We start from the raw sequence: 15,844 nt of genomic DNA, 5'->3' as shown, positions 1-15,844 counted from the left end.
ATCCTTGCAAGACCAGCGCCAACTGGCAATAGGATGATGTTGGCCTTTCGCTTGCAAGTCACCAGCGAATGCGAACGCCGCGCGCAGCGAGATGAGACAGCCATGAGCACCACGCCGATCTGGATCAAGGACCCGCTCGCCATCCTGGCCGAGGGCGCCGCGCGCGGCGTCGTCGTCAAGGACGGCCGCATCGTCGAGCTTGTGCCTGCAGGTGCCGAGCCGGCCACTGCGGGCGTGGTGGCCTATGATGCAGGCGCGCATGTCGTCATCCCCGGGCTGATCAACACGCACCATCACTTCTACCAGACGCTGACGCGGGCGCTGCCGGCCGCGATGGACCGCGAGCTGTTCCCCTGGCTGAAGGCGCTGTATCCGGTGTGGGCCAAGCTGACGCCGGAGGCGCTGGATGCGGCCGTCACGGTCGCCATGTCCGAGCTGATGCTGTCGGGCTGCACGACGACGACAGACCATCATTACGTGTTTCCTGCCGGGCTGGAGGACGCAGTCGGCATCGAGGTCGCAGCCGCGAAGCGGCTCGGCATCCGGGTGCTGTTGACGCGCGGCTCGATGAACCTGTCCGAGCGCGATGGCGGGCTGCCGCCGGACAGCGTGGTGCAGGACGAGGACACCATCCTGGCCGACAGCGAGCGCTTGGTCGCCACCTATCATGAGCGCGGGCCGGATGCGATGGTGCAGATCGCGCTGGCGCCGTGCTCGCCGTTCTCGGTGACGGGATCGCTGATGCAGAAAACCGCCGCGCTCGCCGACAGGCTCGACGTGCGCCTGCACACGCATCTGGCAGAAACCGAGGACGAGAACCGTTTCTGCGAGGCGATGTTCGGCTGCCGTCCGCTCGACTATCTCGAGAAGAACGGCTGGCTCGGTCCGCGGACCTGGCTCGCGCACGGCATCTTCTTCAATGCCGAGGAGATGACGCGGCTCGGCAAGGCCAAGACCAGCATCAGCCATTGCGCCTGCTCGAACCAGCTGCTCGCGTCGGGCTGCTGCCCGGTCTGCGAGATGGAGGAGGCCGGCGTCGGCATCGGCCTCGGCGTCGACGGCTCGGCTTCGAACGACGGCTCCAATCTGATGCAGGAGGTACGCGCTGCGTTCCTGCTGCAGCGGGCGCGCTACGGCGTTGGAAGAATCAGCCACAAGGATGCGTTGCGCTGGGCGACGAAGGGCTCGGCGGCCTGCGTCGGCCGGCCGGAGCTCGGCGAGATCGCCGTGGGCAAGGCTGCCGATCTCGCGCTGTTCAAGCTCGACGAGTTGCGCTTCTCGGGAGCCGGCGATCCGATTGCGGCACTCGTGCTGTGCGGTGCGCATCGCGCCGACCGCGTCATGGTCGGGGGCAGATGGACCGTGGTCGACGGCGCCATTCCGGGGCTGGATGTTGCGGGCCTGATCGGCAGGCATAGCGCGGCGGCCAAGGCTATGCAGGGAGGGTGAGACGATCGTCAGGCCACCTGTGTCTCCAGGAAGCGTTCGGCGTAATGGCAGGCGACGAGGCGACTGTCGAGCGGGCGCAGCGGCGGGCGCTGCGCGCGGCAGAGATCCGTCACATGGGGGCAGCGGGTCGAGAAGACGCAGCCGACCGGTGGGTCGAGCGGCGACGGCAACTCGCCCTTGGGCACGATCCGCTGACGTTTACGACCAAGACCCGGCGTGGCATCGACCAGGGCCTGCGTATAGGGGTGCAACGGCCGCGCAAAAATGCGCTCCTTCGGCCCGTGCTCCATGACCAGTCCCAGATACATGATCAGCACGTCGTTGGCGATGTGCCTGACAACGCCGAGATCGTGCGAGATGAAGAGATAGGCCAGCCCCAGCTCGCGCTGCAGATCGACCAGGAGGTTGAGCACCTGCGCCTGCACCGACATGTCGAGCGCAGAGACCGGCTCATCGGCAACCAGCAGCTTCGGCCGCAACATCAGGGCGCGCGCGATCGCGATGCGCTGCCGCTGGCCGCCGGAGAACATGTGCGGATAGCGGCCGTAATGCTCAGCACGCAGCCCGACCTTCGCCATCATGTCGAGCGCCTGCGCGCGCCGCTCCTGCTTGGTGAGGTCGGTGTTGATGATCAGCGGCTCTTCGAGGATGGCGCCGACACGCTTGCGCGGGTTGAGCGAGCCATATGGATTTTGAAACACGATCTGCACGGTACGCCGCAAGGTCCTCGCGGCGCTGCCAGGAGGATTGACGGCGTCGAGCCCGTCGAGCGTGAGCGTGCCGGCGTTCGGCTTCTCAATCAGTGTGACCAGTCGCGCGAGAGTCGATTTGCCGCAACCGGATTCGCCGACGATCGCCAGCGTCTTGCCGGCTTCAATGGCAAAGGACACGCCGCCAACCGCCTGCAGATGCGCCGGGGCGCGGAACAGGCCCTGCTTGACCTCGTAACTGCGCTTGAGGCCGTCCGCGGTGACGAGCGCCGTCATGACACGGCCTCGCGCTTGTCGTTGGTCGCGCCGATGCCGCGCCGGTCGGCCGCAAGTCGCTCCTCCCGTGTCGGATCGCCGAGCGGATAATGACAACGGACCAGGCCGTCGCTCCAGGGACGCAGATCGGGACGCACCTCATCGGTCAGCGGCGTCGCATAGACGCAACGTGGACTGAACAGGCACCCGCGCGGCCGATCGTAAGCGCCGGGCACCACGCCCGGGATGGTGGCGAGCCGTCCCCCGTCGCTCGCCTCCGGGCGGGCCGCCAGCAGCGCTGCCGTATAGGGATGCTCTGGCGAGGCGAACAGGCTCGGGGTCGGGCGCTGCTCCATGATCTGTCCCGCATACATCACGGCGACCCGCTCGGTCGTGTCCGAGACCACGCCCATGTTGTGGGTGATGAGGATCAGCGCCATGCCGCGATCGCGCTGCAGCGACAGCAGCAAATCCAGGATCTGGGCCTGGATGGTGACGTCGAGCGCCGTCGTCGGCTCGTCGGCGATCAGGAGCTTCGGATTGCAGGCGATCGCCATCGCGATCATGACGCGCTGGTTCATGCCGCCCGAGAGCTGGTGCGGATAGGCCGAGAGCCGGCTCTCTGCGGCCGGAATGCCGACCTGCTCCAGCAGCTCGATCACCCGCCGCCGCGCGGCCCTGCGGTCCATCCCCTCATGGATGCGCAACGTCTCGGCCAGCTGATAGCCGATCGTAAAGGAGGGGTTGAGCGACGTCGTCGGCTCCTGGAAGATCATCGCGACGTCCTTGCCGGTGAGGGCGCGCCGCTCGCGGTCGGACAGGGTCTGCAGATCCCGTCCCTCGAACAACAATTTGTCGGCCTGCACTTGGCCGGGGTAGGGCACCAGTCCCATCAGCGCCAGCATGCCGACGCTCTTGCCGGATCCGGACTCGCCGACGATCCCCAGCACCTCGCCCTTGTCGAGCGTGATGCTGACGCCGTCCACGGCACGGACCATCCCGTTCCGCGATGGAAATGCGACCGACAGATTTTCGATCTCGAGAAGCGGCATCGGATCGCCTTTACTCACTTGCGCAAATCATCGTTTGAGCTTGGGATCGAGCGCGTCGCGCAGCCCGTCACCGAGCAGGTTGAAGGCGAGCACCGTCAGCAGGATCGCCAAGCCCGGCAGCGTGACGACCCACCACGCCCGCAGCACGAATTCGCGCGCGTCCGCCAGCATGGTTCCCCATTCGGGCAGGGGCGGTTGCGCGCCGAGACCGAGAAAGCCGAGCGCGGCGGCGTCCAGGATCGCGGTGGAAATTCCGAGCGTCGCCTGCACGATCAGCGGCGCCGCGCAATTCGGCAGCACCTCCTTGAACATCAGGCGGAGCCGGCCGGCGCCCGCGACCTTGGCCGCGATGACGTAGTCCTTCGAGACCTCGCTGATCACGGCCGCACGCGCGATCCGCACATAGTGCGGCAGCAGCACGATCGCGACCGCCAGCATGGCATTCATCAGGCCCGGCCCGAGGATCGCGACGATCACGATCGCGAGCAGAAGGCTTGGCAGTGTCAACGTGATGTCCATCAGCCGCATGATCGCAATCTCGGTCACGCCACGGAAGAAGCCCGCAACCAGGCCGAGGATCGTTCCCGCTATCACCGACAACGTCACCACCGCGATGCCGATCAGAAGCGACAGCCGCGCGCCATGGATGAGACGGGACAGAATATCGCGCCCGATCGCGTCGGTGCCGAGCGGATAGGTGAGCGATCCACCCTGCTGCCAGAAGGGAGGCTTCAGGAATGCCGCATTGTTGGTGAGCACAGGCGAATGCGGCGCGACGACATCGGCCGACAGCGCGAGCAGGATCAGGACCGCGATCACGACGAGGCCCGCGACGGCCCCGGCATTTTTCCGGAAGTCTTGCCAGAACTCCAGCAATGGAGATGGCGGCGCGCCGGCTTGCGCCAAAACGATGCGGGTTGGGAGGTGCTCGGCGCTCATCGCGTGTACCGGATGCGGGGATTGATCAGCCCATAGGCGATGTCAACCAGCAGATTGACGGTCATGACGATCGCGCCGATCAGCAGCGTGCCGCCCTGCAGCACCGGATAATCGCGGCGGTTGATGCCCTCGATCAGCCATTTGCCGACGCCGGGCCAGGAAAAGATGGTTTCGGTGAGGATGGCGCCGGTGAACAATACGCCGACCTGCAGCCCGATCACCGTCACCACCGGAATCAGCGCATTGCGCAAGGCGTGGATCGCGATCACGCGGAACGGCGGCAGCCCCTTGGCGCGGGCGGTGCGGATGTAGTCCTCGCCCAGCACTTCCAGCATGGCCGACCGCGTCATGCGGGCGATCACCGCAAGCGGCACCGTTCCGAGCACGATGGTCGGCAGGACGAGATGCGACAGGGCCGAACGAAACGCGCCGACATCACCGGCCAGCAGTGTATCGATCAGCAGGAAGCCGGTGACCGGCTCGATGTAATACTGCACCGCGATCCGGCCGGACACCGGCGTCCATCCGAGCTGCACCGAAAACAGCAGGATCAGCAGCAGTCCCCACCAGAAAATCGGCATCGAATAGCCGGTGAGCGAGATCCCCATCACGCCGTGATCGAAGATCGAGTTGCGCCTGACCGCGGCGATGATGCCGGCCGGCAGCCCCACGCACAGCGCAAACAGGATCGCGCACACCGACAGTTCGACCGTCGCCGGGAACAAGGTCCGGAATTCGGCAATCACCGGCTCATGGGTGACGATCGAGCGGCCGAGATCTCCGTGCGCCAGCCGCGACAGATAGAAACCATACTGGACCAGCACGGGCTGATCGAAGCCGTAGTCCTTGCGCAATTGGGCGAGGCGTGCCGGATCGATGCCGCGTTCGCCCGCCATCGTCTCGATCGGATCGCCGGGGATCAGGCGGATCAGCACGAAGACGAGCAAGGTGATGCCGATGAAGGTCGGAACCACGAGGCTCAGTCTTGTAAAAGCGAAGCGAAGCATGCCGTCTTTCTCATCCCCCTCGGAAGGGAAGGTGAATCCTGCTGAGTCTCGGCAGTATTGGATCAGTTAGTACACCGTCCTCTCTGCATCGTCATTCCGGGGCGCGCGAAGCGTGGGCCCGGAATCCATTTGCCCTCGGAGACGGTGGCGCCATGGATTCCGGGTTCATTCGCTTCGCGAATGCCCCGGAATGACGCGGAGAACGTTTCAACAGTTCTGACGCAATAAGATAAGCGGCGGGGCAGCGTTGGCCGCTCCGCCCTCACCATCCGCTAATCCTTGACGTCGACGCCATAAAAGCTGTGGCGTCCGAACGGCGACAGCTTGAAGTCGATCACGCGTTTGCTGATAGGCTTCAGCTGCACCGCATGCGCGATGGTAAACCACGGTGCCTGCTCCTTGAAGACCACCTGGGCCTCCGCATAAAGCTTGGCACGCTCGGCCTGGTCGCTGACGGTCTTGGCCTTCAAGACCAAATCGTCGAACGGCTTGTAGCAGAACTTGGCGATGTTCGACCCCGATCCCGACGCCGAAGCACAGCCGAGCAACGTGTGCAGGAAATTGTCGGGATCGCCATTGTCGCCGGTCCAGCCATACATGCCCATCTGGTGCTCGCCGGCCTGCAACCGCTTGCGGTATTCGCCCCATTCGAACGACTTGATCTCGGCCTTGACGCCGATCTTGGCGAGGTCGGCCTGCATCAGTTCGGCGATGCGCTTGGCATTCGGATTGTAGGGCCGCTGCACCGGCATGGCCCAGAGATCCGTCTCCAGGCCGTTCGGAAATCCGGCATCGGAGAGAAGCTTCTTGGCCGCTTCGGGGTCGTAGGGATCGTCCTTGACGGCGTCGTTGTAGGACCACATCGACGGCGGGATCGGGTTCTTTGCCGCGATGCCGGTCGACAGGTAGACCGCGTCAATGATCGCCTTCTTGTTGATCGCCATGCTCATGGCCTTGCGCACGCGCACGTCATCGAACGGCTTCTTCTGCGTGTTGAACGCCAGATAGCCCACGTTGAGGCCTGGCTGTTCCAAGACCGTGATGTTCGGGTCCTTCCTGATGGTGTCGATATCGGCCGGGTTCGGATAGGGCATCACGTCGCATTCGCCCTTCTGGAGCTTGGCCCAGCGAACGGATGAATCCGGGGTGATCGCATAGACGAGATCGTCGATCTTGGCCTTGCCGCCCCAATATTGGGGGAACGCCTTGTAACGGATCACGGCGTCCTTTTGATACTGCACCAGATAGAATGGACCGGTGCCGATCGGGTCCTGGTCGATCTTCTCGGGCGTACCGGCCTTCAGCATCGCGTCGGCATATTCCTTCGACTGGATCGCGGCGAACGGCATCGCGAGATCCGCGAGGAAAGGGGCTTCCGGCTGATTGAGGGTCACCTTGATCGTATAATCGTCGATCTTCTCGACCGACTTCAAAAGTTTCGGCATCGCCATGTCGCCGAAATACGAATGGTTCGGGCTTGTCACCTTGAAATAGGGATTATCCTCCTTCCATTGCCGCTCGATCGAGAACAGAATGTCGTCGGCATTGAAGTCGCGTGTCGGCTTGAACGACTTGGAGGTCGAATGCCACTTCACGCCCTTGCGCAGGTTGAACGTGTAGGTGGTGCCATCGGGCGAGATCGTCCATGTTTCGGCGAGACCCGGCACGACTTGCGTGCTGCCGCGCTCGAACTCGACGATGCGGTTGTAGATTGGCTCATTGCCATCGAACGATGTCCCGGTTGTGTTGACACCGGGATAGAAGTTCTCCGGGCTGCCTTCCGAGCAGAAAACCAGGGTCTTGGCGAAAGCGGCTGGACTCGTCAGTAGCGCCGAAGTGCAGACGGCAACGAGCAGGATAGATCTGTTCACGGTTGGAACTCCCGGTTACGGCTGTCGGCGGTGCGACACGATGCATTCGGGTAACGATCTACCTCATCATCCGTCGCAACAAAAGGTCCAACTCAAATGTGAGTACCGATCACCCTGCCGCAGCAGAGCTGCAGGGTGATCGGTAGCTCCAGCTTGATTACTTGCCCGGCACCTTGTCGTCGATGCCCTTGACGTAGAAGTTCATGCCGAGGATCTGGCCGTCGGCGAGATTTGCGCCGCCCTTGCACTCGACCTCCTTACCGTCCTGGCCGAGCACGGGGCATTTGAACGGATGCAGCTTGCCGGAGGTGATCGCGGCCTGCGTCTCCTCCGCCAGCTTCTTCACGTCGTCGGGCATGTTGGTGTAGGGCGCCATCTCGAACATCTTGGAATCGAGGCCACCCCAGGTGTCTTCCGACTTCCAGGTGCCGTCGAGCTCGGCCTTGACGCGGGAGATGTAGTAGGGCGCCCAGGTGTCGAGGATCGAGGTGAGCTGCGTCTTCGGTCCGAATTTGATCATCTCGGAATCCTGGCCGAAGGCGAGCTTGCCGCGCTCGCTTGCGACCTGCATCGCCGCCGGGCTGTCGGTATGCTGCATGATGATGTCGGCGCCCTGGTCAATCAGCGCCTTGGCGGCGTCGGCTTCCTTGCCGGGGTCGAACCAGGTGTTGGCCCAGATGATCTTGACCTTGATGTTCGGATTGACCGTCTGCGCGCCGATGATCGTGGCGTTGATGCCCGAGATGACCTCCGGAATCGGGAACGAGCCGATATAGCCGAGCACGCCGGCCTTCGACATCTTGCCGGCAATGACGCCCTGGATGTAGCGGCCCTGGTACCAGCGCGACGAATAGGTCGACGTGTTCTTGTCGCGCTTGTAACCCGTCGCGTGCTCGAAATGCACGTTCGGATACTTCTTGGCGACCTTCAGGGTCGGGTCCATGTAGCCGAACGAGGTCGTGAAGATCAGCGTGTTGCCGGCGCGGACCAGCTGCTCGATGGCGCGCTCGGAGTCGGGCCCTTCCGGCACGTTCTCGAGATAGGTGGTCTCGATCTTGTCGCCGAACTCCTTGACCAGCGCCTGACGCGCGAGCTCGTGCTGATAGGTCCAGCCGAGATCGCCGATCGGGCCGAGATAGATGAAGCCGACCTTCAGCTTGTCGGCGGCGTGAGCCGTGCCGACGAAGCTTCCCGCCAGCACCAGCGCGGCAGCAGCGCCCAGAAGCCTTTTCATCATCGTCAGTATCTCCAAACTGTCAGGGGAAAACTGGGTGATCCCGAGCGTCGCGCCCCATCGCTGGCGCCCCGGATGAAACGTTTAGCGATCTGGCACGAACACCGTTCCCAGCGCAGCAGGCGCGGTCGAGCCGCCAGTGCGGGCGCGCGACAGCAGCACCAGCACGATGACGGTGGCGAGATAGGGCAGCGCCGACATGAACTGCGAGGGAATGCCGACGCCGGCGCCTTGCGCATGCAGCTGCAGGATCGTCACCGCGCCGAACAGATAGGCGCCGATGACCAGCCGGCCCGGCCGCCAGGACGCGAACACGACCAGCGCCAGTGCGATCCAGCCGCGGCCTGCCGTCATGCCGGGAATGAAGAAGGGCGTGTAGGCGAGCGGCAGATAGGCGCCGGCGAGGCCCGCACAGCCGCCGCCGAACAGCACGGCGAGCAGGCGGATGCGCAGCACCGGATAGCCGAGGGCGTGCGCGGAGATGTGGTTGTCGCCGCAGGCGCGCAGCACGAGTCCGGCGCGGGTGCGATAGAGGAACCACCAGACAGCGATGATCAAGGCCAGCGACAAATAGACGAACGCATCCTCGCCGAACAGGATGCGACCGACCAGCGGGATGTCGCTGAGGCCAGGAATGGAGAGGTGCGGCGCCGTGGTGATGCGTTCGCCGACGAAGCGCGCACCGATCAGGCCGGAGAGGCCGATGCCGAGAATGGTCAGCGCCAGGCCCGTCGCCACCTGATTCACAGCCAGGCCCAGGGTCATGAGCGCGAAGATCAGCGACATCGCCATGCCGGCGACGATGCCGCATATCGCGCCCACGATGATCGATCCCGACAGCCAGGCGCCGCCGAAGCCGCAGGCGGCGCCGACGATCATCATGCCCTCAACGCCGAGGTTGAGAACGCCGGAGCGTTCGGTGACCAGCTCACCAGTCGCCGCCAAAAGCAGCGGCGTCGATGCGGCGAGCACCGACAGGATGATTGCTTCAACCAGCACCACTTTGGACCTGCCGCGATGCGAACACGAGCTTGAACCGGTAGAGGATGAGGGAGTCGCAGGCGAGCACGTAGAACAGCAGGATGCCCTGGAAGACCTTGGTCACATCGAGCGGAATCTTCATCGTGATCTGGGCCTGCTCACCCCCAATGAATGTCAGCGCGAGGAAAAGTCCTGCAATTAATATTCCAACCGGATTGAGCCGCCCGAGGAAGGCGACGATGATCGCGGTGAAGCCATAGCCTGGCGAGATACCCGGCTGCAGATGTCCGATCGGTCCCGCCACCTCGATGATCCCGGCGAGCCCTGCCAGCGCGCCCGACACGGCGAAGGTCAGAAGCACCAGCTGATTGGCATTGAAGCCGCCGAACCGTGCGGCCCGCGGCGCCACGCCGACGACGCGGATCTCGAAGCCCTTGATCGTCCGGTCGAGCAGCACGAAGGCGCAGGCGACGACCAGCAGGGCGATGAGGCTGCCGAGATGCAGTCGCCCGCCCTCGATCAAAACCGGCACCGTCGCGACTGGATCGAACTCCGCCGTCGTCGGGAAGTTGAAGCCGGCCGGGTCACGCCAGGGCCCGCGTACGAGATAGTCGAGCAGGAGATCGGCGACATAGACCAGCATCAGGCTGGTGAGGATTTCGCTGGCGCCGAACTTCACGCGGCACAGCGCCGGGATCAGCGCATAGAGCGCGCCTGCGACGGCGCCGGCGATCAGCATCGCCGGCAGCACCCAATGCCCGGCCTCGCTGCCCTGTGTCTTGACGGCGATCCAGCTGCCGGCGACGGCGCCGATCAGGAACTGGCCCTCGGCGCCGATGTTCCAGACGTTGGCGAGATAGCACAGCGATAATCCGATCGCGATCATCACCAGCGGCGTGGCCTTCACCGCGATCTCCTGCAGCGAATAGCTGTCGGTGAGCGGCGCGATGAAGTAGACGCCGAGCGCCGTGATCGGGTTCTTGCCGAGAATGGCGAACAGCACGCTCATGGTGACCAGCGTCAGGCCAATCGCGATCAGCGGCGAGACCAGCGCGATCGTGCGCGAGCGCTCGGCGCGCTTCTCAAGCACGAGCTGCATGCGCGACCTCCTTCTGGTCGAGACTGGCGCCGCCCATCAGCAGCCCCAGCTTTTCGCGCGTGGCCTCGGCGCGCGGCAGCGCCTCTGACAAGTGCCCGTGAAACATCACTGCGATACGGTCGGCGATCTCGATCAACTCATCGAGGTCCTGGCTGGTGACCAGCACGGCGGCGCCGGCACTGGCGAGATCGATCAGTGCCTGGCGGATGATCGCGGCGGCGCCGGCATCCACGCCCCAGGTCGGCTGGTTGACGATGAGCACCGCCGGCGTGCGCAGGATCTCGCGGCCGACGATGAATTTCTGCAGATTGCCGCCCGACAAGCTCGCGGCTTCGGGATCGCGCTTGGCTTTGCGGACGTCGAACGTCTCGGTGGTGCGATCGACGGTCCGCAGCGTCGCCGCGGAATTGATGAAGCCGTGGCGGACCATGTCGCTGGCGGCGTGCCCTGTCAGCAGCGCATTCTCCGACAATCTCATGCGCGGCGCGGTGCCATGCCCGAGCCGTTCCTCGGGCACGAAGGCCGCACCCATCTTGCGCCGCTGCGTGATCGACAGATTGCCGCAGGCGAGGCCGTCGATGATGATGGTACCGGGCTCCTTGACGAGGCGCTCACCCGACAGCGCTGCGAACAGCTCGTCCTGCCCGTTGCCTGCGACGCCGGCGATGCCGAGGATTTCGCCGCCCTTCAACTCGAACGAAACGTTTTGAAGGCGGGCACCATGCAGCTCGGCGGGCTCGAGGCTGAGATCATTGACGACCAGGCGGGGCACAGTGGTCTTGCGTTCGGCCGGCGGCTTCACCTGCTTGATCTCTGTGCCCACCATCATGCGGGCGAGCGAGGCTGCGGTCTCGAGCTTCGGATTGCAGGTCGCGACCTTCTTGCCGCCGCGCAGAATGGTAGCGGTGTCGCACAGCCGCTTCACCTCATCGAGCTTGTGGCTGATGTAGAGGATGGCGCGGCCTTCCGCCTTCAGACGCTCCAACACCACGAACAGCTGATCGGCCTCCTGCGGCGTCAGCACGGCGGTGGGCTCGTCGAGGATCAGGAATTTCGGGTTCTGCATCAGCGCGCGCACGATCTCGATGCGTTGGCGCTCGCCGACCGACAATTGCCAGACCTCGCGCTTCGGATCGAGCGGCAGGCCGTAGTCGCGCGCGACGTCGGCAAGCCTGGCCGAGATCGCCTTGAACGGCTCCTTGCCGTCGAGCCCGAGCGCCACGTTCTCGGCCACGGTGAGATTGTCGAACAGGGAGAAATGCTGGAAGACCATGCCGATCCCGAGCGCCCGCGCTTCCGCCGGCCCGGACGGCTTGATCGGTACGCCCTGCCAGCGCAGCTCGCCCGCACTGGGCTGCACGAGACCGTAGATGGTCTTCACCAGGGTCGACTTGCCGGCACCGTTCTCGCCAAGCAAGGCATGGATCTGTCGCGGCCAGATCTCGATGTCGATCCTATCGTTGGCAAGGAAGTCGCCATAGCGCTTGGTCAATCCGACCGTCTGCAGGAGCGGAGGTGTGCTGTGAGGATCGGCCGGCGCGGGATCAGGCATCGCTGCGATTTGGGCACGGAGTGGAACTGCCTCAATTGTGAGCTAATTTGCCGCGGCGCGTAAGAGGCGAAAAGCGCCATCGTCTGCTCAACTCTTGCTCAGGTTGACGGGTGTGTTTTGCGCGCTGGCGCGCGGTTGTGGTGTTTTCGCACTGCAATCACGGAGAGCGAACGCGTGAAAATGGCATGTGGCACTTTTGCGACAGTCCCCGGAAAATCAGTCCTGCGTAGCAGGCTGCCCGTTGGATGAGCAGCGTCATGCAATGGGTCGTTTCGGGCTTCGGTCTCGTCCCAGAAGTGCTGAAGCACACCGCTGTTCGCCGCGCCGTCCGGCTCTGGAAAACTCCAGCAATGTGAACCGGCAAGAGCGATTCCAAGGGCCAGCCAGACTGCGACCGATCGTCCCAGGATTTGGAACCGAAGGGCGACGCGGCCGGAGGGGATTGCGGCGGAACCTTGATCAAAGCGCGGGCAAGCCCTGGAGAAAGTTGAGGCTTCTCGCGCCGGGGGAACAGCGCAACTGTGCATGCAAGTCCGGAATCGGCGCTTGCTAATTGGGGGTGTTCTACATGTCGTTCTATAAATCCATCGCGGTTGCCGTTGCGCTCGGCGCTGCAGTCCTGTCGTCCGCCGCTCCGGCAGGCGCAGCCGATCTGCCGGCCAAGGCGATGGCGAAAAAGGCTCCGGCCGACCTGCCGTTCTTCCTCGTCGTCGACAACCGGGCGACCTACTCCTACATCTTCACGGGAACGGATCCGGGAATGTTCACCCGGAATGCCAACGGCTCGTACAACGGCAAGACGGCCAAGAGCGTATTTTCGTTCACCCATTTCGACGTCTGGGGCTACGGCACCAACTTCTTCACCATCTCGATGTTCAAGTCGGACAAGAACGATCCGGCTGGACCTTGCACCGGGCCCGGCAACATTTTCGGCGCGCCTGCGAGCTGCGCCGGCGCGACCGAGATCTACGGTCTGTTCCGTTCGACGTTGGGCTGGAACCAGCTGTTCAACACCAATGCCTTCACGGTCGGACCGCTGCACAACGTCTCGTTCGAGGTCGGCATGGACGCCAACACCGAGAACACGTTCCTGGCGCCTGCCAAGCGTGATGTCGTCGCCGGTCTGCAGTTTGCGTTCGATCTTCCCTACAAGGGCTATTTCAACGTTGCGCCCCTGATGTACTGGGAGTTCTCGAACCACAACGCATTCATTCAATGCGGCCTGTTCGCTGGCGGCGTTCCGGGCGTGACCTGCTCTCCCGACGGCAACACCAGCTACAATCCGACCTGGGCCGTCGAGTTGAACTATGACATGGATCTCGGCTTCCTGCCGGAGAGCGTTCGGTACTTCTCGATCAGCGGCCGCGCCGGCTTCTATGGTCCGAAGGGCAACCAGAACCAGCCGCTCGGTGTCGCCTCGGGTGGCACTGCAACCAAGATGGAGATCAACAGCGAGCCGATCCGTTTGACGTTCGACGCCTCCAAGGCCTTCATGGGCGCGAAGTACTCTCACATGGTGGACGTGTGGGTGGCGTATCGCTACTGGCAGAACAAGTTCGGCCTCGACCACAACGCGGCACCGGGCGTCTGCACGGTCGCTGGCGTGAGCACCAACTCCTGCACCGAGTCGTCGCTGTACACCGGCGTGTCGGTCAAGTTCTGACGCCCAGATCGACCTGTAGGATATGCGAAGGCGCCGCGGCGATGTCGCGGCGCCTTTTCATTGATCGCAGCTCATTTGCCTCAGGTCATTTGTCTCAGGTCATTTGTCCCAGACCCCGGCGTGCAGCGCAGCTGCTTCGTCTTCGAGCAGGGGGCCAACCACCTCGGTCGCGCGCTGGCCGCTCGCGAAGACCTCGCGGCAGGGCAGGTCGAGGGTGGGATTCTCCGGATGGTTGCCGGTGATGTCGCGCAGCCGCCGCTCGCTCAATCCATAGACCACGCGTCCGATCCCGGCCCAGTAGATCGCGCCCGCGCACATCGCGCAGGGTTCTGCGGACGAATAGAGCGTGGCCGTTGTCCTGACCTCCGGCAGAAGCGAGGTACAGGCCTGCGTAGCGAGCACGCGCTCCGCGTGGGCGGTGGCGTCACGGGCCGGCATGTAGCCGTTCTCCGCCTCGATCAGCACGTGCCCGCCGGCGTCGACGAGGACCGCGGCGAACGGATGATTGCCGTGCGCCATCGAGCGGCGGGCGACCGCAAAACTGTGGCGCAGGAAATGCGCGTCGCATTCTTGGGTGTCGTTGTGTGCGTCGGCGACACCGCGTGTACTCCCGATGGGCTCGCCGTCCTCGATCGTCATTGCTGTGCTCCCGGTCATCGCGGGCGATCCTGCTCTGCTCCCGCGGTCACCGCAAGCGGGGCGCAGGCGAAGCGCCCGCCCGCGGAACGGCAGCCGTGCGCGTGCATCAGCGATAGGTGATGCCGTCTTCCCGGGAGGTCACGCGCGCGCCAGCAGCGCGAGCTGATAGACCGCCGCGATCGCGATGAGCGCGTACCCCATGCGGGGCAAACCGAAGCCGCGCGGCTCGTTGCTAGCGCGGCGCTCGTGCGACCAAGGGCGCGCTCAGCAGCACGATGACGAGCAGCGCCGCGAGGATCCAGAATGCGGTCGCAAGGCTGGTCGCCGCCGCGACGAAGCCGATGCCGGCAGGCCCGAGCAGCACGCCGGAGTAACCGGCCGTGGTGACTGCGGCGACCGCCAGTCCAACTGGCATCACGCTCTGTGCGCCGGCCCTGCGAAACAGCACCGGGACGAGGTTCGATGCGCCCAGGCCGATCAGTGCAAAGCCTGCCATGGCGGCAAGAACTGATGGAACCGTCAGCAGAACGATGAAGCCCGTGATTGCGATGGCGCTGCCCCACAGCAACGTCGCGCGGTCGCCCACCCGTGCGACGACGCCATCGCCGACGAGGCGGCCGGCGGTCATCGCGATCGAGAACATGATGTAGCCGAGGCCGGCCTGAGCTGCGGGCAGGCGGCCGGAGCCGGTCAGCAGCAATGCGCTCCAGTCGAGCATCGCCCCCTCGACCAGGAACATGATTGCCGCGAGCGCCGCCAGCAGCATCACGGCGCCATGAGGAAGCACGAGCAGAGGACCCGACTGCGCCGGTTTGCTCGCCAACAGTCGCGGCGCAGCGGCAATCATCGCGACCAATGCGAGCGCGCAGCAGGCGAGCGTACCGAGCAGCGGCGCGATATCGAAGGCGAGCAGCGCGGTCATGACGCCGGAGCCTGCAAAGCCGCCGATGCTGAACTGCGCGTGGAAGCCGGACATCAGGGGCCGCCCGCTCAGCCGCTCGACCTCGATGGCCTGGATGTTCACGGCGACGTCGAGTGAGCCCAACGCCGCGCCGAATGCGAACAATGCGAGCGCGAGTGTCGCTGGTGTTGCTGCAATCGCCAGCAGCGGCAGGAACAGCGCGAGGCCGATGCCGCTGACGATGATGACGGGCTTGCTGCCGTAACGGGCGCTCAGGAGTCCGGCGGCCAGCATCGATGCGACCGATCCCACGCCGAGCGAGAGCAGCAGCAGCCCGAGTGTCGCATCATCCACACCGAGCCGCTGCTTGGCGAACGGCACCAGCGGTGCCCAGCAGGCGATGCCGAAGCCGGCGACGAAGAAGGCCAGGCGCGTCGCGAGCCGAGCCGCGCGGTGATCCGAAGTCATCTGGATGCTTCCTGAAACTCTGAA

The 15,844-nt window shown here is 64.6% G+C and carries 13 protein-coding genes; 2 read left to right on the top strand and 11 right to left on the bottom strand.

The window, feature by feature from the left end:
* The first annotated feature begins 102 nt into the window (after positions 1 to 102).
* Positions 103 to 1,449, top strand: a complete 1,347-nt coding sequence (locus tag LQG66_RS15385; protein ID WP_231327050.1) for an 8-oxoguanine deaminase — start codon at positions 103 to 105, stop codon at positions 1,447 to 1,449.
* Positions 1,450 to 1,457: 8 nt separating this feature from the next.
* On the opposite strand, the gene LQG66_RS15380 is transcribed toward LQG66_RS15385, so the two are convergent.
* The 9 genes from LQG66_RS15380 to LQG66_RS15340 form a co-directional block, all read right to left on the bottom strand.
* Positions 1,458 to 2,435 carry a peptide ABC transporter ATP-binding protein gene (locus tag LQG66_RS15380; RefSeq protein ID WP_231327049.1) on the bottom strand — a complete coding sequence of 326 codons (978 nt, stop codon included), beginning with the start codon at positions 2,433 to 2,435 and terminating at the stop codon, positions 1,458 to 1,460.
* The gene (locus tag LQG66_RS15375) at positions 2,432 to 3,466 is read right to left on the bottom strand and encodes an ABC transporter ATP-binding protein (protein ID WP_231327048.1); all 1,035 of its coding nucleotides are present in this window, start codon (positions 3,464 to 3,466) and stop codon (positions 2,432 to 2,434) included. Before LQG66_RS15375 ends, LQG66_RS15380 begins: the two co-directional genes overlap by 4 nt.
* A gap of 27 nt (positions 3,467 to 3,493) precedes the next feature.
* Positions 3,494 to 4,405 carry an ABC transporter permease subunit gene (locus LQG66_RS15370; protein WP_231327047.1) on the bottom strand — a complete coding sequence of 304 codons (912 nt, stop codon included), beginning with the start codon at positions 4,403 to 4,405 and terminating at the stop codon, positions 3,494 to 3,496.
* Complete coding sequence (locus LQG66_RS15365) at positions 4,402 to 5,412, bottom strand: ABC transporter permease subunit (protein ID WP_231327046.1); 1,011 nt, start codon at positions 5,410 to 5,412, stop codon at positions 4,402 to 4,404. The genes LQG66_RS15370 and LQG66_RS15365 overlap by 4 nt, the downstream gene beginning before the upstream one ends.
* A gap of 272 nt (positions 5,413 to 5,684) precedes the next feature.
* Entirely contained in the window at positions 5,685 to 7,283 is a 1,599-nt protein-coding gene (locus LQG66_RS15360; protein ID WP_305879330.1) for an ABC transporter substrate-binding protein, read from the bottom strand.
* 157 nt (positions 7,284 to 7,440) lie between these two features.
* Positions 7,441 to 8,520 (bottom strand): BMP family ABC transporter substrate-binding protein, encoded by a 1,080-nt coding sequence (locus LQG66_RS15355; RefSeq protein ID WP_231327045.1) that lies wholly within the window; start codon positions 8,518 to 8,520, stop codon positions 7,441 to 7,443.
* Between the two features lie 81 nt (positions 8,521 to 8,601).
* The gene (locus LQG66_RS15350; protein WP_231327044.1) at positions 8,602 to 9,519 is read right to left on the bottom strand and encodes an ABC transporter permease; all 918 of its coding nucleotides are present in this window, start codon (positions 9,517 to 9,519) and stop codon (positions 8,602 to 8,604) included.
* Positions 9,506 to 10,597, bottom strand: coding sequence for an ABC transporter permease (locus LQG66_RS15345; RefSeq protein WP_231327043.1), 1,092 nt, complete (start codon positions 10,595 to 10,597; stop codon positions 9,506 to 9,508). The genes LQG66_RS15350 and LQG66_RS15345 overlap by 14 nt, the downstream gene beginning before the upstream one ends.
* Positions 10,581 to 12,149: an ABC transporter ATP-binding protein gene (locus LQG66_RS15340; protein WP_231327042.1), complete on the bottom strand. Its 1,569-nt coding sequence runs from the start codon at positions 12,147 to 12,149 to the stop codon at positions 10,581 to 10,583. The genes LQG66_RS15345 and LQG66_RS15340 overlap by 17 nt, the downstream gene beginning before the upstream one ends.
* A gap of 568 nt (positions 12,150 to 12,717) precedes the next feature.
* On the opposite strand from LQG66_RS15340, the gene LQG66_RS15335 reads away from it, so the two are divergent.
* The gene (locus LQG66_RS15335; protein ID WP_231327041.1) at positions 12,718 to 13,812 is read left to right on the top strand and encodes a hypothetical protein; all 1,095 of its coding nucleotides are present in this window, start codon (positions 12,718 to 12,720) and stop codon (positions 13,810 to 13,812) included.
* 99 nt (positions 13,813 to 13,911) lie between these two features.
* Here the strand turns inward: LQG66_RS15335 and LQG66_RS15330 are convergent, their stop codons facing one another.
* Positions 13,912 to 14,427, bottom strand: coding sequence for a nucleoside deaminase (locus LQG66_RS15330; protein WP_256460633.1), 516 nt, complete (start codon positions 14,425 to 14,427; stop codon positions 13,912 to 13,914).
* 256 nt (positions 14,428 to 14,683) lie between these two features.
* The gene (locus tag LQG66_RS15325) at positions 14,684 to 15,820 is read right to left on the bottom strand and encodes an MFS transporter (protein ID WP_231327040.1); all 1,137 of its coding nucleotides are present in this window, start codon (positions 15,818 to 15,820) and stop codon (positions 14,684 to 14,686) included.
* Positions 15,821 to 15,844: the final 24 nt, after the last annotated feature.

The organism is Bradyrhizobium ontarionense (genome assembly GCF_021088345.1).
GTDB classification, from domain to species: Bacteria; Pseudomonadota; Alphaproteobacteria; order Rhizobiales; family Xanthobacteraceae; genus Bradyrhizobium; species Bradyrhizobium ontarionense.
The sequence above is the reverse complement of the archived record's forward strand: the minus strand, read 5'-3'. Positions and strand labels throughout refer to the sequence as shown.